We start from the raw sequence: 20951 nt of genomic DNA, 5'->3' as shown, positions 1-20951 counted from the left end.
CCCCGCCTTTACACAACCCCGTAAAAGTGCCATCGTGCATCGTTCCGCCGACTTGAGGGGTTGGTCATGCCGATACATTACCTGCGCGGCCTTTCCGGCCGCGAACGCTCGCCCAGTACCAACCGGCAGCTAGGCCTGCTGCTGGCCTTCGTCGCGGGCGCCACCAATGCCGGTGGGTTCCTGGCCGTCCAGCAGTACACCTCCCATATGACCGGCATCGTGTCGCATATCGCGGACGAGCTCGCGTTAGGAGAGCTCGTGGCGGTCTCCGCGGGGATCGGCGCCGTGTTGTGCTTCCTGATCGGCGCCTCCGCCTGCGCCGTGCTCGTCAACTGGGCGCGCCGCCAGCGGTTACGCAGCGAGTTTGCCGCGCCGCTGATGCTCGAGTCGCTCCTGCTGCTTTGCTTCGGCCTGCTGGGGCACGCCTTCGTCGGTCACAGCTGGATGTTCGTGCCCGCCACGGTGGCGGTGCTCTGCTTCATCATGGGTCTGCAGAACGCGCTTGTGACCAAGGTCTCGCGCGCGGAAATCCGGACCACGCACGTCACCGGCATCGTGACCGATCTCGGGATCGAACTCGGCAAGCTGTTCTACTGGAATGTCGCCACGCACGGCGAGAAGGTGATAGCCAACCGCGCGCGGCTTCGGCTGCTGGGCGCGCTGCTGGCCATGTTTTTTCTGGGCGGCGTGCTCGGCGCGCTCGGCTTCAAACACATCGGCTTCGTCGCCACGGTACCGCTCGCGGCCCTCGTGTTCCTGCTCGCGGCGGTGCCGGTCTTTGACGATCTGCTCGACCGGCTCATCGGCCGGCCGCGCTGAACTTATCCTCGCCCAACTATCCTCTTCCAACAAAGGGCATCTTCGTGGCCATCACGGTCATGAACTGCACGTTGGTCTCGAGCGGCAGGCTGGCCATGTGCACGACGGCGTTGGCCACATGCTGGACGTCCATCAGCGGCTCGGGTCGGATCTCGCCGTTGGCCTGCGGCACACCGCGCGCCATGCGCGATGCGAGGTCGGTGCCCGCATTGCCGATATCGATCTGGCCGCAAGCGATGTCATAGGCGCGCCCGTCGAGCGACAGCGACTTGGTCAGGCCCGTGATGGCATGCTTGGTGGACGTGTACGGAGCCGTGTTGGGGCGCGGCGCATGCGCGGAAATCGACCCGTTGTTGATAATGCGGCCGCCACGCGGGTCCTGCGATTTCATCAGCGCGAAGGCAGCGCGCGCGCACAGGAACGAACCGGTCAGGTTGATATCGACCACGGCTTTCCATTGCGCGACGCTGAGCTCGTCGATGGGGACGCCCGGCGCGTTGATGCCTGCATTGTTGAACAGCAGGTCCAGACGCCCGTATGTATCCCGAATGCGTTGGAACAGACGGTCCACGGACGCCTCGTCGGCGACGTCGCATTGCACGGCCAGCGCATCATGACCCGTTGCGCGGGCTTCCGCCGCGACGGCCTCGACCGTCTCCGCGGTGCGTCCTGCCAGGACCACGCGATAGCCTGCCTCGAGCAGCGCCAGCGCCGTCGCCCTGCCGATACCACGGGCCGCGCCCGTGACCAGTGCTACCTTCCCTGCCTGCGTCATGCCGATGTCTCCTGTTGGTCTGCAAAGTTCGATTATCCGCCAGCGGACGCCGGCGTGGCATCAGGCAGTGCCGAAGGCCGCGGCGAAGGTATGCGGCACGGTGGCGGGCCGGAGTCAGCCGGCATCAGCCGCACCACCTGATCGCCCATGTCGATCTGCGGCAGCGGCTGGGGCGTCTGCGCGTATGTCCCACGCGCCATGCTCTCGCGCACGGCATCGGCGCATTCCGCGCGCACCTGGAACCGCGCGGCACGGCGCCAGACGCCATCGTCGTCCTGCGCAAAGACGTGCGCGTCCTGACGGTTCGCTTCCATCAGCACGACGTTGCCGCCGTGCCCCGGAAGAAAGTCGACCACAAACGCATCGCAACGCCGTGTCCGGGCCATCAGGCAGCCCGGCAGCCACTGCCGCGCCGCGGCGTCGCCCCAGGCATTGGTGAAGAACGACGGGGGCACAGGCCGGTCCGGCGTGCGCTGATCGATCAGGCTGGCGATCGCCTTCGCATCGGGCAGCTCGCTGGAGGCGGGCGAACGGTTTGCGTTGGCCGCGTACTGCCGGATCGCTTCGGCGTTCGCGCCGCGCGGCTGTGCCAGCAGCCGGGTCAGGGCCTCGCGCCCGTAGCGTCCCGCATGGGCCTTCAGGTAGTGGAAGTCGAACTTGTCTGGCGGGATGCGGCCGTCCTCCAGACGCGCCACCTGGCTCAAGACGGACAGCCGCGCGGGATCCGCGAGGGGTGTGTACAGCGCCACGAGCACCACGACCGTCAGGCATGCCGTCAGCACATTGGTCGAGGCGATGCGCAGCATCCCGGCGTTGCGCTCGAGCGCGGCCCGCGCATAGCCGGCCGCGTAGCAGGCGGCGAGCAGCAGTGCCGCGGCGGTCAAGACGCGACGTTCGGTCAGGCCGTACTGCTGGATGCGAAGGAATAGCGCATAACCCGCAATGACGACCAGCGGCACGAGGATCAGGCACGCGGCGGCCATCGCAAGCCGCAGCACGCGCGGCACGGGCCCCTCCGCGAGACCGCTCTTGTAGACGGCATTGATGAGCACCACGAGCAGCGCCGCCGCGCCGAGCAGCAGCAATGCCGCCGATCGTGTCGCCCAGAGCGGCGCGAGCCCCTTGACCGCCAGCGTCACCAGAAAGCCCAGCAACAGCGCCACGAGCAGCGGCAATACCCACGACAGCAGCGTCAGCACGAGGGTACGCACGCCACGGACGAACTCGTCGCGCACGTCGGTAATATGCAAACCCGCCGCGAACGCCATCGTCAGCACGGGAATGTTGAACCACGCCTGCCGCAACAGCGTTTCCAGAAAGCGCAGGCCCAGCAATTCGAACAATTCGGCGCCGATCCACAGCACGAGATACAGCACCGCCGCGAATAATGCCGCGAGATGGCCCTGAATTCCGACTTTCCAGCCAATCCGGAAATATGCGGGATAAGGCGCCAGATACGTGCCGGCCGTATCGGCGGCCACGACGATCGCATAGGCAATGAACATGATCGCCGCCGCGACGAACGCCACGTGCATCGACGGATAACGCGCGCGGGCCAGTTCGATCCCGGCGGGATCTATATGGCGCCAGGCGTCGTGGTAACCGAGCATCGCCACCACGGCGGCCAGCAGCACGCACCAGAACACGAGCCGCGGCGCGCGCAGTTGCGAGAAGCCGAGAATCGCGACGGGCGGGATCATCAGCGCCGCGAGCAGCATGGGCGCGAATACATCGTCGCGCGCGAGCGTGGAATGATCCTGCGCGGCGCGGTAAAGCGAGTACAGCAAAATGCCTTGTCCGGCGCCGACCAGCACGCGCCCCATAAACAATGCCCGCTCTCGCTGTCTTGCCTCCCTGGTGGCCGCGCCCGCCATCATCATGTGCATGGACTTTCCTGTTATTCGATATCTGTCGGAAATGCCACGCCATGATAATTCAGATCACTTTACGGCAAAGGCTAAATGGCTATCCGCGATAAACATATAACAACAAAACATTTTGCCGTGGCGGCATGTCTGCGTAGTATGCGGCCCTTCGCTATCGGGGGAATTCCGCCATGGAATGCGCCCCGGGGCACCTCATTCCGTTCCCCCCGAAATCACAATGTCAGTCGACCTCGCCCTCTCCTCGGGCACCGCCCCCAGTGCGGCCGCACCTTCCAGCAACAAGGCCACCATCCGTTCCGCCGCAGACGTGGCGCGGCTCGTCAACGAGGGCGGTGCGAAAGTCAGCAATGCCCGCATGGTCGTCGCCATCGCGCTGGGTGGCGTGTTCCTCGATGCCTATGACCTCGGCGCGCTGGCCTTCGGCCTCAAGGACGTCGCCAGGGAATTCAACCTGACGCCCGCCGGCACCGGCATGGTGGCCTCGGCCATCACGTTTGGGGCGATCGTCGGCGCGTTCCTCGGGGGCTATTTCACCGACCGCATCGGCCGCTACCGCGTGTTCATGGCCGACATGCTGTTCTTCGTGGTCGCCGCGATCGCGTGCGCGCTGGCGCCCAACGAATACGTGCTGGCCGGCGCCCGTTTCGTGATGGGCCTAGGGGTCGGCATCGACCTGCCCGTGGCCATGGCGTTCCTGGCGGAATTCTCGAAACTGCAGGGCAAGGGCAACAAGGCCGCGCGCGTGGCCATGTGGTGCCCCACGTGGTACGCGGCCATCTGCGTGTCCTATCTGCTGGTGCTGCTCTGCTACGCGGCGCTGCCGGAAGGCCACGGCGGCCTCCTCTGGCGCATCATCCTCGGCTTCGGCGCGGTGCCCGCGCTCGTCATCATCGCCGTGCGCAGCCGCTATATGAGCGAATCTCCGGTGTGGGCCGCCAACCAGGGCGACCTGAAGGGCGCGGCCGCGATCCTCAAGCGTTCTTACGGCATCGATGCCACAGTCGCGCCTGACGCGGTCGCCACGCCGGCCAAGCGCAAGGCTTCGTGGAGCAATTACGCGGTGCTGCTCAAGGGCGTCTATGCGCGCCGCACGGCACTGGCCACGATCATGTCGATTGCCTCCTCGTTCGCCTACAACGCCGTGGCCTTCGGCCTGCCCGTCATCATCGCCAGCTTCCTCGCGCAGTCGATGCTGACGACCATTCTCGTCTCGCTCGCGCTGAACCTGCTGTTCGCGTTCGTCGGCGGCCTGATCGGCGTGCACCTCGTGCCGAAGACGGGCGCGTGGAAGCTGACCACGGTCGGCTACGCATTCCAGCTGGCCGCGCTGATCGGCCTTGCCATCATCGGCAAGCCACATGGCGGCGGCGAGGTCGTCGCGGCAATCGGCTGCCTGGCGGTGTTCCTGCTGGGCCAGGGTTTCGGTCCCGGGGCACACACGATGACGTACGCGTCGCTGAGCTATCCGACCTCCCTGCGTGGCGTTGGCGTGGGCCTCAACCAGACGCTGATGCGTGCAAGCTCGACGGTCTCGCTGTTCCTGTTCCCCGTGCTTGCCGCCGCGCTGAGCACGAAGGTGTTCTGGGTCATCGCGCTGGCGCCGCTGGCCGGCCTGTTGTCGCTGCTGGCCATCCGCTGGGAACCCGCCAACTACGACGTGGATGCGGAAGACTTTGCTCCCGCGCCCTGACGCGCTCCCGCGAGCCGGCGGCTAACGCCTGCCGCCGGCGAGCTTGACCGCATCGGGATGGTTCCGCAGCCGCCACATCGCGAGGCATCCCAGCGCGGGACCGATCGCCAGCATCCCGAATCCGCCGCGCCACCCCAGCACGGCAACGATGTCGGGCACGAGGTGAATGCTGACGAGCGTCAGCAGAAAACCCGCGCAGGTCTGCGCCGTCAGCAGCGTGCCGACGGACGTCGGATCGGCCAGCTCCGTCACGCTGGCCGAGAATTGCGCCGAGTCCGCAATCACCGAGACGCCCCAGACCAGCGCGACGATCACGACCACCACGATCGGCGCCTGCGCGAGCCACCCCATCACGGCCGCGCAGCACGCGCTGGTCGCCATCGCGCCGATGGTCACCGCGGTGCGTCCCACACGGTCCGCGAGCCAGCCGCCCAGCCATGCGCCGGCCGCGCCCGCCGCAATGACGATGAACGTCAGCCATTCCGCCTGCAGCCGCGCATCGGGCATGCCGCGCGCGGTAAAGGTCTGTTGCAGGAACAGCGCGAGCCACGCCCACATCGCGTAGAGCTCCCACATGTGTCCAAGGTACCCGAGATTCGCCAGCCGCAGCGAGGGCTGCCGCCACGCCTGCGCCATCTTCGCGACGTCGATGCGCGTGGCGCGGCGGATGTTGGGACCGATCCCCGCGAAGGCGATCAGGATCGCGGCCGCCGCCGCGCAGCCCGCGGCGATGCCGTAGATCGTGCGCCATTCGAGCCCGCCTGTTGCCGCCAGCAAATGAGGACTGGCGGAGCCGAGCGTCAGCGCCCCCACGAGCAGGCCGATGAGCAGGCCGAGATCGCCACGCGCCCATGTCGCCGCGAGGCGCATGCCGACTGGATAGACGCCAGCCATGCACATGCCGGTCACGCAGCGCAGCAGCACCACGGCAGGGCCCGTCGGCGGCAGAAACGCCAGCAGACCCGTGGCCAGTGCGGCGATCAGCGCGGACGCCGTGAACAGCCGGCGCAGGTCATAGCGGTCGGGCAGCGACAACAGCGCGGAGCCAATGGTGCCGATGACGAAGCCGAGCTGCACGGCGCTCGTGAGCAGGGCTTCGTCGAACGCCGCGATCGCGTGGGTGTGCTTGATCACCGCCACGACGGAGCTCGACGAAAACCAGACGCCCATCGCCGCCACCTGCGAGACCAGCAGGATGACGAGCGACGCGGCCTTGCCATGCATCGGGTGGCTGTCCACCGTACTGCCCTGCATCATGCTGCGGAGGCAACCGCTGCCGCGCCGGCGGGCGCGGCCACGCGATGAAAATCGCGCCCGAAGTAGATGAGCCCGTCGCGGTCGCTCGCGGTCCGCGCGGCCTTGATCGCGCAGAAGAACACCGTGTGCGTGCCAACCTCCGTGACCGAAGCGATCTCGCAATCGAGCGCGCTCACCGCGCCATGCAGCACGGGCGCGCCCGTGGCGAGCCTATCCCACTCCGCGCACGCGAAGCGCTCGGCGATGGACAGGTCGCGCGTGGAAAAATGCGTGGCGATATCGCGCTGATCGGCAGCCAGCACGTTGACGCAGAGCCGGCCGTTCTCGCGCATCGCGGCGTTGTTGCGGCTCGAACGGTTGATGCAGACGAGCAGCGTGGGTGGGTCGTCGGTCACCGCGCACACGGCCGAGGCAGTGCAGCCCGCGAGCCCGGCATCGCCGTCGGTCGTGACGATATTGACGGCGGCGCCGAGGCCCGCCATGGCATCGCGGAACGCGGTCTTGTCGATTTCCATCGTCGCCTCCTCAGCGCGGATTGCGGTACTGCGCGGCCGTATGCGACGCCGGCAGCCGGGACCGGCCGAACAACTTGTCGCGATAGGTGCCTTCGCGATACGCGGTCTTGTAGACGCCGCGCGCCTGCAACCGCGGCACGAGCAACTCGACCACGTCGTCGAAACACTCGGGCACCACCGTACGCGACAGATTGAACCCGTCCACGCCCGTCTCCTCGCTCCATGCCACCAGCATGTCTGCCAGGCGGTCAGCGGAGCCGACCCATGGCGCCTGCCGGCTGCCCAGCACCATCTGTTCCAGCAGCTTGCGGCGTGTCCACTGCGGCCCCGCGCTGCGGTTCATCGCTTCCACGTTCGAGACAATCGCCTGGCTCTTGCCCGTCTCGATCGGTTCATCGAGGTCGTACCTGGAAAAATCGATGCCGAGCGACGCGGCCGCATGCACGAGCGCGGCCTCGTCGCTGACGTAGCGTCTGTACGCCTCGAACTTGTCGCGTGCCTCGTCGTCGGTGGTACCGACGATCAGCGTCGCGCCCATGAACACCTTGACGTCCTCCGCGCCCCGGCCGAGCCCGACCGCACGGGCGCGGATGTCATCGACGATTTCCTTCACCGCCTCTTTCTTCTGACCGTTTACGAACACGCATTCGGCATGCGTCGCCGCGAACTCGCGGCCGCGTGTCGAGGACCCGGCCTGGTACAGCACGGGAGTGCGCTGCGGCGACGGCGCGCACAGATGCATCGCGTCCACCTTGAACTGCTTGCCGTGATGATGGATCACACGCACCTTCTCCGGATCCACATACACGCCGCGCGTGCGGTCGGCTAGGACCGCGTCGTCCTCCCAGCTGCCCTCCCAGAGCTTGTACACCACGGACATGTATTCGTCGGCAAGGTCGTAGCGATCGTCGTGCGCCATTTGCCCGTCGATGCCGATCGCGCGGGCCGCGCTGTCGAGGTAGCCCGTGACGATATTCCAGCCGATGCGGCCGCCCGTCAGATGGTCCAGCGTCGACATGCGGCGGGCGAACAGGAACGGCTGCTCGTACGTGAGGTTGCACGTCACGCCAAAACCAAGATGCCGCGTCACGGCCGCCATCGCCGGAATGACCAGCATGGGATCGTTGACGGGCACCTGCACGCCGCCGCGCAACGCTGCATCGGCGTTGCCGCCATAGACATCGTAGACGCCGACGACGTCAGCGAAGAACACGCCGTCGAACAGGCCCGCCTCCAGCTTGCGCGCGTACTCGGTCCAGTACTTGAGTTCGCTGTAACGCGTCGACTGGTCGCGCGGATGCGTCCATAGTCCCTGCTGGATATGACCGACGCAGTTCATGTCGAAGGCATTGAGGCGAATCTCGCGCGGCATCGTGGGGGCTCCGGACCGAAAATTGTCCGTCTACTATAGTGGACGAATGACCACCAATCAATGCTCTTTCGGATACGGGTAAACCCGTGTCTGTACCATGCCCCTCGGCAGCAAAAGGTGCGCCCTATAATGCCGTTCCGCCAGCAAGGACCCCGCATGGACAACCGACTCGCCGCCGACCCGACCCACGCCATCTCCGCCCGTGTCCGCATCGAGCGCGAATCGCGCGGCTGGTCTCTAGCCGAACTGGCCGACCGGTCGGGCGTGTCCAAGGCGATGATCAGCAAGATCGAACGCGGCGAAGCGAGCCCCACGGCCACGATCCTCGGCAAGCTCTCGGGCGCGTTCGGCCTGCAACTGTCGATGCTGCTGGCGCTCGCCGAGCAGGCCGGCGAACGGTTGAGCCGCCATGACGAGCAGCCCGTGTGGCAGGACCCCGAGACGGGCTACACGCGCCGCGCGGTGTCGCCGAGAAACGGCGGCATGATCGAACTGATCGAGGTCACGCTGCCGGGCAATGCCCGTGTCTCCTATCCTTCGTCGGCCTTCACGTTCCAGCATCAACAGATATGGGTACGGGAGGGAACGCTGGTCTTCGAGGAAGGCGAACTCGTGCACAGGCTCGCGCCTGGCGACTGCCTGCAACTTGGCGCGCCCGCGCCGTGCACGTTCGTGAATCCCGGCAAGACGCCATGCGTGTACGTCGTGGCGCTCGTCCGTCGATAGCCGTCTGCCGGCGCCATGATTCGCTGAGTTCGATACGCGATTGAATCCTGATCAAGGAATACGCGCGTCGCGCGTTCCAGCATGTCGGTTCCGCAGCATGACTTACGGAGCCCGACATGCACGACTTGCCACGCATCATCCTCCGGCTGGCCTTCTGGCTCGCCGCCTGCAGCGTCCTGGCGCAGCCGGCGCAGGCCCGTCCCACCGGCGCTTATTCGCAGGAGCCGCATCCACATCGCGTCAACGCGGACTGGATGCGCGGGCTATCCGACGACCGTTACCTGAACGAAATTTCGATCCCGGGCACGCATAACTCGATGAGCCGCCATGGCGGCAGCATGGCGGCCACGCAGGCCATGTCGCTGGACGCGCAGTTGTACGCGGGCGTGCGGGCATTCGATATCCGCTTGCGTCTGGTCCGCGATCACCTGCACGCGTATCACGGCCCAGTGCGGCAATATGCGACCCTGCGCCAGATCCTGCGTGTGCTGCGGCGATTTCTCTGCGACCACCCAGGCGAGGTCGTGCTCCTGCGCGTGCGGCAGGAAGGGCCCCCCGTATGGAGCACGGTTTTGCCCAATATGGCGATGACCATGGAAACGGCCGCGTACCGCGACGTGATTCAGATTGCCTCGCATACGGTGCCACGGCTCGGCGCCGTGCGCGGGCGCATCCTGCTGTTTCCGGAGAACCTGTATTTCGAGCTGCACGACGTCTCCGACGCCTGGTACCTGCGCACGAACTGGGATCTGTATGAGAAATGGGAAATCGTGCGGCGGGCGCTGGACAACGCGCGCGGGCATCGCGCGTTCGACCCGGCCCGGCCCTGGGGCCCCGTGACCTATCTGTCCGGAGCGGGAGGGGTGTTTCCCTATTTTGTCGCAAGCGGACAGACGAGCGCGCGCCAGCACGCCAACCGCCTTGCGACCGGGCTGACGTCGCCGGCGTTCCAGCATGTCTACCCGGACTTTCCTCGCGTGAACTGCTTTATCGGCATCTGCACGATCGCGTTCGAGGGCATCAACTACCTTGCGCTCTCGTACCTCCGCGCATGGCAGCCACGCTACGTCGGTATCGTGATGGCCGACTTTCCCGGACCATCGCTGATCCGGGAAATCATCGCCATCAACAGGCGGGCGCCACCGCCCGCGAGACAGGTCAAAAGCCGAGGCTGGCCAGCAGGTCGTCCACCTGCGACTGATCCGCCACCACGTCGGCCTTGCCTTCGGGATTGATCTGCGGACCGTTGAGCAGCGTGGCCTGCGTGGACTGCGCCTCCACGCGGCGATCGGCGGGAACGTTGTCGATCAGCACCTGCAACAGTTCCTGCTCGAGCGAGCGGATCATGTCCATCATCTTCTTGATCACCTGGCCCGTCAGGTCCTGGAAGTCCTGGGCCATCATGATCTCGAGCAGCTGGCTACCGGTCGCGCGCGTCTTCACCGGGACGTCGGCAAGGAACTCGCGCGTGTCGAGCACGAGCGCGCGGGCGTCCTGCAGTTCCACCGGTTTGGCGAACCACTCTTCCCAACGCTTGTCCAGCGCCTCCGCCTGGGTCTCGAGCGCGGACTGCAGCGGCTGGGCGATCTCGACCGCGTTCAGGCTGCGCTCGGCCGCCTTCTCGGTCATCGTCGCGATATAGCTCAGGCGATCGCGCGCGTCGGGAATGGCCTGGGCGGCGCGCTCGATTTCCTTGTCGAGCCCCAGCTCCCGCATGTTGTCGCGCAGCATCCGCGTAAGGTTGCCGATGCGATGGATGATCTGCTCGGCGGAATCGATGGCAGAAGTCTGAGTCGTCGACATGGTGTCACCTTACTCCTTGCCCAGCTTCTCGAAGATCTTGGTGATCTTCTCGTCCAGCGTGGCGGCGGTAAACGGCTTGACCACGTAGCCGTTGGCACCCGCCTGCGCGGCGGCGATGATGTTCTCCTTCTTCGCCTCGGCCGTCACCATCAGCACCGGCGTCTTGGCGATCGCGGGAATCGCGCGGATCGATTGCAGCATCGTCAGGCCGTCCATGTTCGGCATGTTCCAGTCGGACACGACGAAGTTGAAGCTCCCGTCCTTGACCTTCTCCAGGCCGGCGGCGCCATCTTCGGCTTCGTCGACGTTGTTGAAGCCCAGCTCCTTCAGCAGGTTACGGATGATCCGACGCATGGTCGGGAAGTCGTCGACCACCAGGATCTTGATGTTCTTGTCCACTTTACGGCTCCAAAACAGTTGTGGAATAAATCAAACGCGCTGCGCCCGTGCACCGAATGTCGCCAGATGCGCCATGACGCGCTGGCTCATCGACTGCAGGGGCACCACTTCATGCACGCCGCCGGTGGCTATCGCCTCCTTCGGCATGCCAAACACGATGCAGGACTGCTCGTCCTGCGCGAGGTTGTATGCGCCGGCATCGCGCATGCGCAACATGCCCTGCGCGCCGTCCTTGCCCATGCCGGTCAGGATCACGCCCGTCACGTTCTTGCCGCCATGCACGGCGGCGGAGTCGAACAGCACGTCGACCGATGGCCGGTGGCGATTCACGGGTGGATCCTGCGACAGGTGCGCGACGTAGTTCGCGCCGCTGCGCGCCAGCATCAGATGCGAGTCGCCGGGCGCGATATACGCATAACCCGGCAGCACGCGTTCGCCATGCTCGGCTTCCTTCACCGTGATGCGGCACAGGCCGTTGAGGCGCTGCGCGAACGATCGCGTGAAACCGGCCGGCATGTGCTGCACAATCATGACCGCCGGACAATCCGGCGGCAGCGGCATCAGAAACTCCTTGATGGCTTCTGTCCCGCCGGTGGAAGCGCCGACGATGATCAGCTTCTCGGTCGACAGCAGCGGGCTGCGCAGGATCGGCGTGGCCGCGGCAGCGGCGGGTGCCGTCGCGGCGGAGCGCACGCGCGCGCGGGATGCCGCGCGGATCTTGTCCGCGATGGTATCCGTGTAGTCGATGAGCCCGTCGCGGATGCCGAGCTTCGGCTTGGTCACGAAATCCACGGCGCCGAGTTCCAGCGCGCGCATCGTGATTTCGGAGCCGCGCTCGGTCAGCGACGACACCATCAGCACGGGCATCGGCCGCAGGCGCATCAGGCGTTCGAGGAAGTCGAGTCCGTCCATGCGCGGCATTTCCACGTCTAGCGTCAGCACGTCCGGGTTCAGCCGCTTGATCGCATCGCGGGCGACCAGCGGGTCCGGCGCCGTGCCCACGACTTCCATGTCTGGCTGGCTGTTGATGATCTCCGTCATCAGGCTGCGTATCAGCGCGGAGTCATCCACGCACAGCACCTTGATCTTTGCGGCGGTCATAGTTCTGCGTCTCTTTTGTCTTCAGGACGACGCCTTCGACGTCGTCTGCCGCGTAAACAATTCCACGGCGCCTCGCGCGGGCGTTCTCGCGGATGTGGACAGCGCGCGGGCCAATGCCCGCTCATCGCGTTCCACGACGACCGTGTCGTCCTGGCGGGTGAGCCGGCGCACGAGCGCCAGCCCCGTCAGCGGAAAATAGCTGACACGCCGGGCATGCGGGCCACGCAGGTCCTGCGCCGCCACGCGTATCTCTTCGGTCCTCAGGTACTTCAATACGAAATCGGCATTTCGATCCCCAATATTGAGGGTCGTCATGTTCGCAAGCACCGCGCCGCCACCAAAAACTTTCGCTTCCAGGCGTTCGCGGCGCGCGCCCATTTTCAGGAGTTCGTTGATCAGCACTTCCAGCGCATAGCAGCCGTAGCGCATCGATGCCGACAGCACGCGGTCCGGACCGGCATTCTCGTCGTCGGGCAGCATGAAATGGTTCATACCACCGACGCCTGCCACCTCGTCGCGGATGCAGGCGGCGACGCACGAACCCAGCACCGTGGTCAGCACCACGTCGTCACCGGTCACGTAATACTCGTTGGGCAGCAGCTTGATCGCCTGCTTGCCGAACTCTCGGTCGAAGTACTTGCGCGTGGCGATGGCCTCGGGCATTTGCGGGGTGCGCATCACGTACCTCCCACACCGGTACCGCCAGCGCGGCCGGCGAGTTCGTACACCGTCTGCCCGCGCAGCTGGAACGCGCGCGTGACGTAGGAGAAGTTCTCCGAATGTCCCGCGAACAGCAGGCCGTCAGGCTTCAGCAGCGGCGCAAACCGTTCGAGGATGCGGCCCTGCGTCGGCTTGTCGAAGTAGATCATCACGTTGCGGCAGAAGATCGCATCGAACTGCTCGCGGATGCCCCAGTCGGGCGCCAGCAGGTTCAGGGCGTCGAACGTGATGGTCGAGGCCAGATCGGGCTTGACCTTGACCGCGCCGGCGCGCGCGCCAGTCCCCTTGAGGAAGAAGCGCTTGAGCCGTTCCTGCGACAATCGCGCGACCTGCTCGGTCGTGTACACGCCGTTGCGCGCCTTGGCCAGCACCTGCGTGTCGATGTCCGTGGCGAGCACGGTGGCACCGCGATCGCCAAGTGCCTCGGCGAGCGTGATCGCGATCGAATACGGCTCTTCGCCGGTCGAGGCGGCCGCGCACCACACCTTGTACGGACGGCCGACTTTCCTGGCATGCTCGGCGAGCAGCGGAAAGTGATGCGCCTCGCGGAAGAACGAGGTCAGGTTCGTGGTGAGCGCATTCGTGAAGTATTCCCACTCCACGGAACCCTCGTCGGCCTCGAGCATCGCGAGGTAACTGCCGAAGTCGGTAAGTTGCAGCGAGCGGAGCCGGCGCGCGAGGCGGCTGTAGACCATTTCGCGCTTGTGGCTGCCCAGCGAGATGCCGGCGCGCTTGTGGATCAGCGCGCGGACCTTCTCGAAATCCCGCTCGGTGAGCAGGAAGTCGCGCATGTCGTCACGTAGCGGCGTGATCACGGGCATCGCGGGCGAAACAGCCCCCGCTGGCTTCCCGATGGCACTGGCGGAAGAACGGAGCTGCGTCATGACGAAGAGGCGGGCGATTGTCTTGATAAACGCTCGCCCTGGATGGGCGAGCGGGCTTGCGTCGTTGCGATCAGGCCAGTTCGGCCTCGACGAGCGCCATCTCGGGGCTCGTCATCATGCGTTCGATGTCGATCAGGATCAGCATGCGGCCTTCCACCGAGCCCAGACCCGTCAGGTGCTCGTTCGACACCGACACGCCAAACTCCGGCGCGGGCTTGATGTCGTCGCCAGTCAGCGTCAGCACGTCCGAAACGCCATCCACGACGATGCCGACCACGCGGCCCGCGACGTTGAGGATGATCACCACGGTCTGGTGGTCGTAACGCACGTTGCCGAGGCGGAACTTGATACGCAGATCGACGATCGGGACGATCACGCCGCGCAGGTTCGTCACGCCCTTGATGAAGTCGGGCGCGTTCGCGATGCGGGTCACCGTCTCGTAGCTGCGAATCTCCTGCACCTTCAGGATGTCGATGCCATATTCCTCGGTGCCGAGCGTGAAGACCAGGAACTCCTGGCCCGCGGCCTCGCTGCCCTGGGTATCGATGTGTCCGATGCCGGCCATGTTTGCTCTCCTTTTGTATGACGGATGCGCGCCGGTCAGGCGAGCACCAGATCCTGGCGGCCCACGCCCGTGCGTTGCAGCGCGGCGACGTCCACGATCAGCGCCACGCTACCGTCGCCCAGAATCGTGGCGGCGGAGATGCACGGCACCTTGCGATAGTTCGTTTCCAGATTTTTCAGCACCACCTGATGCTGGCCAATCAACTGGTCCACCAGCAGCGCGAAGCGCTTGCCTTCGGCCTGCAGGATCACGGCGATGCCCTGCGTCGGCTCCTGGAGCGCGCCGTCCACGTTGAACACGCGGTGCAGCTCGAGCAGCGGCAGGTATTCGCCACGCACGTTCATCACGCGCTCCGCATTCGCGGCGGTATGCACGTCCTCGGCCTTCGGCTGCAGGGACTCCATCACGCAGTTCAGCGGCAGGATGAAGGTCTCTTCGCCCACGCGGACGGACATCCCGTCGAGAATCGCGAGCGTCAGCGGCAGCACGATGCGCGTGGTGGTGCCATTGCCTGGGCGCGACGCGATTTCCACGTGGCCGCCCATTTCCTGAATGTTCCGCTTGACCACATCCATGCCGACGCCGCGGCCGGACACGTCCGTCACCACTTCCGCCGTGGAGAAGCCCGGCGCGAAAATCAGCTGCCAGACTTCCTCGTCGCTGATGTTCTCCGAGACGGGCAGGCCGTTCTGGATCGCCTTGGCGAGAATGCGCTCGCGGTTCAGGCCACCGCCGTCGTCGCTTACCTCGATCACGATGTTGCCGCCGTGATGCTGCGCGGACAGGATCAGCTGCCCAGTCGGCTCCTTGCCGGCGGCGACGCGCTTCTCAGGCGTCTCGATGCCGTGGTCCAGGCTGTTCCGCACCAGGTGGGTCAGCGGATCGATGATGCGTTCGATCAGGCCCTTGTCGAGCTCGGTCGCCTTGCCGAACGTCACGAGGTCGATCTGCTTGCCGAGCTTGCTCGCGAGGTCGCGAACCAGACGCGGGAAGCGCGAGAACACGTAGTCCATCGGCATCATGCGGATGGACATCACCGCTTCCTGCAGGTCGCGCGCGTTGCGTTCCAGCTGGCCCATGCCAGAGAACAGGCGGTCGAACAGCACGGGGTCGAGCGACGAGGCGGTCTGCGCGAGCATCGACTGCGTGATGACCAGTTCGCCCACGAGGTTGATGATCTGGTCGACCTTCTCGGTCGGCACGCGGATGGAGCCGGCGTCGGGGCTGTGCGCGGCGGCCGCGGCGGGCTTGGCCTTCTCCTTTGCCGCGTCCTTCGTGGCTTCCTTCGCCGCCGGCGCGGCGACCGGTGCCGGCGCGGGGGCGGCGGCAACCGGGGCCGGCGCGGGTGCAGGGGCGGCGGCGGCAGGGCTCGCGCCATCCGACGCCTCCACCACGATCTGGTCGCCGTCGATCACGAAGCAGCAGACCGCGATGATGTCGTCGGCGCCGCACTGGCTGTTCAGCCAGATCGTCAGCTCGCCGTTGGCGTCCTGCTGGCCGGTGATCTCGCCAAGGTTGGCGATCTCTTCGCGCAGCAGCGCCTGGTCGGCGGGCGATACATTGATGAGGCGGATCTTCAGATTGCCGCCGCCGGCGCCTGCCGGCGCGGCGGGCGCATTGGACGCAGCCGGCGCGGGCGCGGGGGCCGGCGCCGCGGCGGGCGCGTGGGCACCAGCGTCGCCACCGGCTTCCTGCGCGAGCTGCTGCAGGACCGCGCAGATCCGCGCGAGGGTTTCCGGATCGGGTTCGGTCCCGTTGCGATAGGCGTTGAGCTGGTCTTGCAACACGTCCTTGGTTTCCAGAAAAGTGTCGATGATGGCCCGCGTAAGCGCGATTTCTTGCCGGCGCGCGCGGTCGAGCAGATTCTCAAAGATGTGCGTGGTCTCGGTCAGCGCCGAGAAGCCGAACGTGGCCGCACCGCCCTTGATCGAGTGCGCCGCGCGAAAAATCGCATTGAGCTCTTCCGCATCGGGGGCGTCGAGATCGAGCCCGAGCAGCAGTTGCTCCATTTCTACGAGCAGTTCCTCCGCCTCTTCGAAAAAGGTCTGATAGAACTGCGTGATATCGATATCGACAGACATGGCCGTCCTGGTCCGCTAAATTGCCTTTGGATGCGCCGCTCTCCACGAGCGGCGCGCCTCATTCGCGCTTGCCTTCTGCCGCTGGCACCGCAGGTGCCGCCGCACCCGCCGCACCCGTCACAGGTGCGGCGACCGGCGCCTTGGCCGCGGGCGTTTCCGCCGCCGCCACGCCCGCCTGCAGCTCCTGGGCGGTCTTGCCCTTCTGCGCGGCCACCGATACGTCGGCCGCGCTCTCGTTCTCGGTCTCGAACTGCGTCTGCGCTTTCTTGTTCAGCACGACGATGCTGATGCGGCGGTTGACGGGCGCCAGCTTGTCGTTCTTGTCCAGCGGCATCGTGTCCGCGAGGCCCAGCACGCGCAGCACCTTGCCTTCGTTCATGCCGCCCGCGATCAGCTCCTGCCGCGAAGCGTTGGCGCGATCGGCGGACAGCTCCCAGTTGCTGTACGCGCGCTCACCAGCCATATACGTCTGCGAGTCGGTATGGCCAGACAAGCTCACCTTGTTCGGCATCTCGTTGAGCACCGGACCGATCTCGCGCAGGATGGTGCGCATGTACGGTTCCACGGCGGCGCTGCCGGTGCGGAACATCGGGCGGTTCTGCGTATCCAGAATCTGGATGCGCAGGCCTTCGCTCGTGATGTCCAGCAGCAGCTGCGGGCGGAACGCGCGCAGCACGGGATTGTTCTCGATGGTCTGCTCGAGGCGGCTCTTGAGCTGGCGCAGGCGCTCCGATTCCTGTTGCTCCCGGCGGCGCGCATCCGACGGATCGTTGGTCTGCGCGCGCATCACCTCACCATCCTTGGCCATCGGGTCCTTGCCGCCGCCCGGCACGACGCTCTTCGACATGCTGCTCTTGTCGCCGCCGGCGATCGCCACTTTCAGCGGCGTCTTGAAGTACTCGGCCACGCCAACGAGAGCCTTCGGCGATGCCGAGCTCAGCAGCCAGAGCACCAGGAAGAAGGCCATCATGGCCGTCATGAAGTCGGCGTAGGCGATCTTCCAGCTATGGTTGCCGTGCGGCTTGGCGCGATTCTTCGCCTTCTTGATGACGATCGGGCGCAGATCCTGGGCGCTGCTCATGACTGCTCTCCCGTCAGGTCAGGCTCTTGACTTCGCGAACGTGGTCGTCGAGTTCAAGGAAGGACGGACGCACGGTCGAGTACAGGACCTTGCGGCCGAACTCCACGGCAACCAGCGGCGCGTAACCGTTCAGCGAGGCGAGCAACGTGACCTTGATGCACTCGTACATCTTCACGCTCTCGTCCACCTGCTGCTCGATGCGAGCGGCCAGCGGCGAGACAAAACCGTAAGCGAGCAAAATGCCGAGGAACGTACCGACCATCGCGTGGGCGATCAGCGCGCCGAGTTCGGCCGGCGGCAGATCCGCGGAAGCCAGTGCGTGCACCACACCCATCACCGCGGCGACGATACCGAAGGCCGGCAGGCCGTCGCCGACGCGCGACAGCGCATGGGCGGGGACTTCGGCCTCGTGACGATACGTTTCGATTTCGTGGTCCATGAGCGCCTCGATCTCGAACGCGTTCATGTTGCCGTTGACCATCATGCGCAGATAGTCGGTGAGGAATTCCATCATCACCGCGTCGGCCAGAATACGTGGGTACTGGCTGAACACGCTGCTCGCGGCGGGATCGGCGATTTCCTTCTCGAGGAACAGGATGCCCTCGCGGCGCGCCTTGGACAGCAGCACGTACAGCAGTGCCATGACGTCCAGGTAGAGCTCCTTGTTGTACTTGGAGCCGCGCAACAGCTTGGGCAGGGCCTTCATGGTTCCCTTGATGGCCTTGCCGCTGTTGGTACTGATGAATGCGCCGACCGCCGCACCACCGATGATGATGAGTTCGGCCGGTTGGTAAAGCGCGCCCATGTGGCCGCCGGTGATGGCATACCCGCCCAGCACCGCAGCAAGCACGACGACATAGCCAAGAACTACAAGCACGATCGGATCCCCGTCTAGAAAACACGCGTCAGGCACGCACAAGGGCCCTTCGTACAGGCGCGCGGGGTCACCGCGCGCCCCGATCTCGGGGCCCGCCTTGCCGCCGCCGACGTCGCCTGGGAATCAGGCTACGGTCTGCGCGGCTACGGCGTCCTTCGAGAGCTTCTTGACTTTCCCGGCCCGCGAGGGCGGACGGCACAGGCTGCAGACAAAGTTCGCGTGCGGCTCATAGGCATGCGTCACGAACTGTCCGCCGCAGCATGTGCACGTGGAAAGCTGCAGCATATTGCTCTCGAAAAACCGTACTAACGTCCAGGCACGGGTGAAACTTAAGACAATTTCGCCGCCCAGCAGCGAAACGTGCTCGAGGTACAGGCGATAGCTCGCCACCACGGCGCGGATACCCGACGTCTCGCCTTCCTGCACCATGAACTGGTATGCGGAGAAGAACAGGGACGAATGGATATTCGGCAGCCAGGTCGTGAACCAGTCTGTCGAGAACGGGAGCATGCCCTTGGGCGGCGAGGCGCCGCGGAGCTCCTTGTAGAGGCGGATCAACCGGTCGCGCGAGAGCGTGGTCTCGGCTTCAAGCACCTGAAGGCGCGCACCCAGGCCGATCAGCTCGATGGCGAGCTGGGTCTGGTTGGCATCCTGCAGGACGCTTTTTCGGTTGGGTACGGGAGTCGCCGTGAAACTGCGGGCCGGCTGGGCCTGAAGGAGCGCGGTCAATTGAGCTGCTCCACAGGTTGCCGGGCAAGCAGGATTGCAGCATGGATCTGCTGCATATCATGGCTCTTGGCCGTGTGGGTGAGTGTGGAGAGCAACGCATGATCGTCAAAACGGAACCGGCAGAGCACCATGTTCGATGCCGCCAGCTTGACGAGCTGCGCCGATGTCAGTTTGGCGAGAATCTCAGCAATTTCCTTGCTGACGCCAAGCCTGAACATGGCTTCCACCTGGTTTTCGCGCACTAGTCTTTGCGCGAGCAGCAGATAGGCGAGGTTAACCTCCCTGATCTCCTGGAGAACTTCACTGCTTTCCAATTTTTCCCCGCTACCAAAAAACCCTTCGACCGCTTGTCCGGCGCTTACCGGGCACGTTGACGCTGTGCCGGCGACCAGATCGTTGGTGTGCGTGTGCGATGGGTACGACGTACGACAATAGGAACTACGCCAGGTAACACCCACATCTCTGAAGCGTTACAGATGTTACAGAGTGTAAGTGAAACTGTTACGTTTATATCGGCAATCGGCCTGCAATGCCAATCCCTACTTGAGTTGGGGGAGAACAAATGTCGCACAGAAAAGACATAGGCCATCTAATTTGTAACAGCAGCGATGTCCGACATCTCGTTAACGCGCGTTTACGTGTACGCACGGTATTACCGCCGACACGTTCTTGTGACGAATGCGCTACAGCTATTTCATCCGAGTCGGCACAAGCCAATCCAGGGCGATCCGCGCCTATGCATTCCACTATTGACGCGCGGGCGCGGCTTGGCTAAACAGCCCGCGCAACCACGCGGCAAGGCGCGAGAACACGTCTTCCGGCGCTTCGCGGAACAGATGCGGCCGGGCACGTTCCACCTGCTCCAGAACGCGCGCGGCCTCATCCGCGCTGACAGAACCGTATTCGAGCGCAAGACCCAGCAGCGCGCGCATCTCTCCCACCTTGCTGCGGCCCAGCGCCTCGCTCTGCTCCGTCTGTAACGCGTACATGAGGTCATAGGCCCGCTGGCGCAGGCTCTCCGCGATACGCCACGCCGGCGTGCGCATACGCTCCTCGATCGTGCGGATATCGACGGCGCTCGCCGCGATCTGGGCGGCAAGCGCTTCCGTGAAGGCCGCGTCGGCACCCGCTTCGCTGAGGATTTGCTGCGCCCACTCGCGCGCATGCTCGACGCGCTGCGTGGGCGTCCATTCCGGTTGCACGGCGAGGCCGAACCCGAAGCGCTGCGCGTCGCGCATCAGCGCGGACAACGCGTTGGGCAACTGCTTGTCGAAGACCTTCCGCGCCCACCCGTATTCGCCGCTCGCGAGCAGGCGCATGACCGCGCGCTCGGTGAGCGGACCGTCCTGCTGCAGCAGGCGTGCGCGCAGGAAGTCGTCGAAGGCGGGCGGCACGAACTCGGCATCGAGCCCCGTCGAGACCCTGACGAAAGCGTCGAAGTCCGCTCGGAGTCTGGCCGTCGCCTCGGCCGACAGGGACAGATTGATGTCGGTGGTCATGATGTCACGACGGCCACGCGGGCCTCAGAACGCGCTCCAGTCGCCATTGTCGGAAGCCCCGCCCGCGGTGGCCGGGCGCAGTGCCGGCGCATCGCTTGCGGCCACTTCCTCGAAGTCCGCCGCGCTCGCCGCTGCCGCGGCGGCGGCACCGGCCGCGGCGGCCTTGCCGCCG

20 protein-coding genes and 1 pseudogene are annotated in these 20951 nt (G+C 65.5%); 4 read left to right on the top strand and 17 right to left on the bottom strand.

Going from position 1 to position 20951, the window contains the following annotated elements; genetic code table 11:
* Positions 1–66 precede the first annotated feature (66 nt).
* Positions 67–801 (top strand): annotated as a pseudogene (locus tag KHP16_RS27760) (YoaK family protein); the annotation flags it as partial.
* A 34-nt stretch (positions 802–835) separates the two neighbouring features.
* Here the strand turns inward: KHP16_RS27760 and KHP16_RS27755 are convergent.
* Positions 836–1594, bottom strand: a complete 759-nt coding sequence (locus KHP16_RS27755) for an SDR family oxidoreductase (protein ID WP_211961592.1) — start codon at positions 1592–1594, stop codon at positions 836–838.
* Positions 1595–1626: 32 nt separating this feature from the next.
* Positions 1627–3480, bottom strand: a complete 1854-nt coding sequence (locus KHP16_RS27750) for a DUF4153 domain-containing protein (RefSeq protein ID WP_211961591.1) — start codon at positions 3478–3480, stop codon at positions 1627–1629.
* Between the two features lie 217 nt (positions 3481–3697).
* On the opposite strand from KHP16_RS27750, the gene KHP16_RS27745 reads away from it, so the two are divergent.
* The gene (locus KHP16_RS27745; RefSeq protein ID WP_109585489.1) at positions 3698–5170 is read left to right on the top strand and encodes an MFS transporter; all 1473 of its coding nucleotides are present in this window, start codon (positions 3698–3700) and stop codon (positions 5168–5170) included.
* Positions 5171–5191: 21 nt separating this feature from the next.
* On the opposite strand, the gene KHP16_RS27740 is transcribed toward KHP16_RS27745, so the two are convergent.
* From KHP16_RS27740 to KHP16_RS27730, 3 genes are read right to left on the bottom strand one after another with little or no spacing between them, the layout of a single operon-like run.
* A complete protein-coding gene (locus KHP16_RS27740) occupies positions 5192–6427 on the bottom strand; it encodes an MFS transporter (RefSeq protein WP_211961590.1) in 1236 nt (411 codons plus the stop codon).
* On the bottom strand, positions 6424–6942 hold the full coding sequence (locus KHP16_RS27735) for a flavin reductase (protein WP_179594001.1): 519 nt from the start codon (positions 6940–6942) through the stop codon (positions 6424–6426). The genes KHP16_RS27740 and KHP16_RS27735 overlap by 4 nt, the downstream gene beginning before the upstream one ends.
* Before the next feature lie 10 nt (positions 6943–6952).
* Complete coding sequence (locus KHP16_RS27730) at positions 6953–8314, bottom strand: LLM class flavin-dependent oxidoreductase (RefSeq protein WP_211961588.1); 1362 nt, start codon at positions 8312–8314, stop codon at positions 6953–6955.
* A gap of 156 nt (positions 8315–8470) precedes the next feature.
* Between KHP16_RS27730 and KHP16_RS27725 the strand changes: the two genes are divergently transcribed.
* The gene (locus tag KHP16_RS27725) at positions 8471–9040 is read left to right on the top strand and encodes a helix-turn-helix domain-containing protein (RefSeq protein ID WP_115953457.1); all 570 of its coding nucleotides are present in this window, start codon (positions 8471–8473) and stop codon (positions 9038–9040) included.
* Between the two features lie 116 nt (positions 9041–9156).
* On the top strand, positions 9157–10275 hold the full coding sequence (locus KHP16_RS27720) for a phosphatidylinositol-specific phospholipase C domain-containing protein (protein WP_179594003.1): 1119 nt from the start codon (positions 9157–9159) through the stop codon (positions 10273–10275).
* Here the strand turns inward: KHP16_RS27720 and cheZ are convergent.
* The 12 genes from cheZ to KHP16_RS27660 all read right to left on the bottom strand — a co-directional run bounded on the left by cheZ (position 10199) and on the right by KHP16_RS27660 (position 20779).
* Positions 10199–10843, bottom strand: coding sequence for a protein phosphatase CheZ (cheZ, locus tag KHP16_RS27715; protein WP_109585494.1), 645 nt, complete (start codon positions 10841–10843; stop codon positions 10199–10201). The genes KHP16_RS27720 and cheZ overlap by 77 nt on opposite strands.
* Positions 10844–10852: 9 nt before the next feature.
* Positions 10853–11242: a chemotaxis response regulator CheY gene (cheY, locus tag KHP16_RS27710; RefSeq protein ID WP_109585495.1), complete on the bottom strand. Its 390-nt coding sequence runs from the start codon at positions 11240–11242 to the stop codon at positions 10853–10855.
* 30 nt (positions 11243–11272) lie between these two features.
* A complete protein-coding gene (locus KHP16_RS27705; RefSeq protein ID WP_115953459.1) occupies positions 11273–12343 on the bottom strand; it encodes a protein-glutamate methylesterase/protein-glutamine glutaminase in 1071 nt (356 codons plus the stop codon).
* A gap of 21 nt (positions 12344–12364) precedes the next feature.
* Entirely contained in the window at positions 12365–13021 is a 657-nt protein-coding gene (cheD, locus tag KHP16_RS27700; protein WP_109585497.1) for a chemoreceptor glutamine deamidase CheD, read from the bottom strand.
* Positions 13021–13947 (bottom strand): CheR family methyltransferase, encoded by a 927-nt coding sequence (locus tag KHP16_RS27695; RefSeq protein WP_211961587.1) that lies wholly within the window; start codon positions 13945–13947, stop codon positions 13021–13023. The genes cheD and KHP16_RS27695 overlap by 1 nt, the downstream gene beginning before the upstream one ends.
* A 70-nt stretch (positions 13948–14017) precedes the next feature.
* Positions 14018–14512 carry a chemotaxis protein CheW gene (locus KHP16_RS27690; RefSeq protein ID WP_109585499.1) on the bottom strand — a complete coding sequence of 165 codons (495 nt, stop codon included), beginning with the start codon at positions 14510–14512 and terminating at the stop codon, positions 14018–14020.
* 35 nt (positions 14513–14547) lie between these two features.
* Positions 14548–16593, bottom strand: a complete 2046-nt coding sequence (gene cheA / locus KHP16_RS27685; RefSeq protein ID WP_211961586.1) for a chemotaxis protein CheA — start codon at positions 16591–16593, stop codon at positions 14548–14550.
* Positions 16594–16651: 58 nt separating this feature from the next.
* Complete coding sequence (gene motB, locus KHP16_RS27680; protein ID WP_109585501.1) at positions 16652–17674, bottom strand: flagellar motor protein MotB; 1023 nt, start codon at positions 17672–17674, stop codon at positions 16652–16654.
* Between the two features lie 13 nt (positions 17675–17687).
* Positions 17688–18551 (bottom strand): flagellar motor stator protein MotA, encoded by an 864-nt coding sequence (gene motA / locus KHP16_RS27675; protein WP_109585502.1) that lies wholly within the window; start codon positions 18549–18551, stop codon positions 17688–17690.
* 123 nt (positions 18552–18674) lie between these two features.
* Positions 18675–19280 (bottom strand): flagellar transcriptional regulator FlhC, encoded by a 606-nt coding sequence (flhC, locus tag KHP16_RS27670; RefSeq protein WP_109585503.1) that lies wholly within the window; start codon positions 19278–19280, stop codon positions 18675–18677.
* Positions 19277–19594, bottom strand: coding sequence for a flagellar transcriptional regulator FlhD (gene flhD, locus KHP16_RS27665; protein WP_109585504.1), 318 nt, complete (start codon positions 19592–19594; stop codon positions 19277–19279). Before flhD ends, flhC begins: the two co-directional genes overlap by 4 nt.
* Positions 19595–20026: 432 nt before the next feature.
* Positions 20027–20779 (bottom strand): DUF4088 family protein, encoded by a 753-nt coding sequence (locus KHP16_RS27660; RefSeq protein WP_109585505.1) that lies wholly within the window; start codon positions 20777–20779, stop codon positions 20027–20029.
* Positions 20780–20951: the final 172 nt, after the last annotated feature.

Origin of the sequence: Cupriavidus plantarum, from assembly GCF_905397285.1 — a bacterium.
GTDB classification, from domain to species: Bacteria; Pseudomonadota; Gammaproteobacteria; order Burkholderiales; family Burkholderiaceae; genus Cupriavidus; species Cupriavidus plantarum.
The sequence above is the reverse complement of the archived record's forward strand: the minus strand, read 5'-3'. Positions and strand labels throughout refer to the sequence as shown.

Bases quoted from the DNA above. Each gene is read 5' to 3' on its own strand.
- KHP16_RS27690 (WP_109585499.1), bottom strand. From the start codon at position 14,512: ATGGCCGGCATCGGACACATCGATACCCAGGGCAGCGAGGCCGCGGGC.
- KHP16_RS27740 (WP_211961590.1), bottom strand. From the start codon at position 6,427: ATGATGCAGGGCAGTACGGTGGACAGCCACCCGATGCATGGCAAGGCC.
- cheD (WP_109585497.1), bottom strand. From the start codon at position 13,021: ATGCGCACCCCGCAAATGCCCGAGGCCATCGCCACGCGCAAGTACTTC.
- KHP16_RS27745 (WP_109585489.1), top strand. From the start codon at position 3,698: ATGTCAGTCGACCTCGCCCTCTCCTCGGGCACCGCCCCCAGTGCGGCC.
- KHP16_RS27730 (WP_211961588.1), bottom strand. From the start codon at position 8,314: ATGCCGCGCGAGATTCGCCTCAATGCCTTCGACATGAACTGCGTCGGT.
- KHP16_RS27660 (WP_109585505.1), bottom strand. From the start codon at position 20,779: ATGACCACCGACATCAATCTGTCCCTGTCGGCCGAGGCGACGGCCAGA.
- KHP16_RS27725 (WP_115953457.1), top strand. From the start codon at position 8,471: ATGGACAACCGACTCGCCGCCGACCCGACCCACGCCATCTCCGCCCGT.
- motB (WP_109585501.1), bottom strand. From the start codon at position 17,674: ATGAGCAGCGCCCAGGATCTGCGCCCGATCGTCATCAAGAAGGCGAAG.
- KHP16_RS27705 (WP_115953459.1), bottom strand. From the start codon at position 12,343: ATGACCGCCGCAAAGATCAAGGTGCTGTGCGTGGATGACTCCGCGCTG.
- cheZ (WP_109585494.1), bottom strand. From the start codon at position 10,843: ATGTCGACGACTCAGACTTCTGCCATCGATTCCGCCGAGCAGATCATC.
- KHP16_RS27695 (WP_211961587.1), bottom strand. From the start codon at position 13,947: ATGACGCAGCTCCGTTCTTCCGCCAGTGCCATCGGGAAGCCAGCGGGG.
- cheA (WP_211961586.1), bottom strand. From the start codon at position 16,593: ATGTCTGTCGATATCGATATCACGCAGTTCTATCAGACCTTTTTCGAA.
- KHP16_RS27750 (WP_211961591.1), bottom strand. From the start codon at position 3,480: ATGCACATGATGATGGCGGGCGCGGCCACCAGGGAGGCAAGACAGCGA.
- KHP16_RS27720 (WP_179594003.1), top strand. From the start codon at position 9,157: ATGCACGACTTGCCACGCATCATCCTCCGGCTGGCCTTCTGGCTCGCC.
- KHP16_RS27755 (WP_211961592.1), bottom strand. From the start codon at position 1,594: ATGACGCAGGCAGGGAAGGTAGCACTGGTCACGGGCGCGGCCCGTGGT.
- KHP16_RS27735 (WP_179594001.1), bottom strand. From the start codon at position 6,942: ATGGAAATCGACAAGACCGCGTTCCGCGATGCCATGGCGGGCCTCGGC.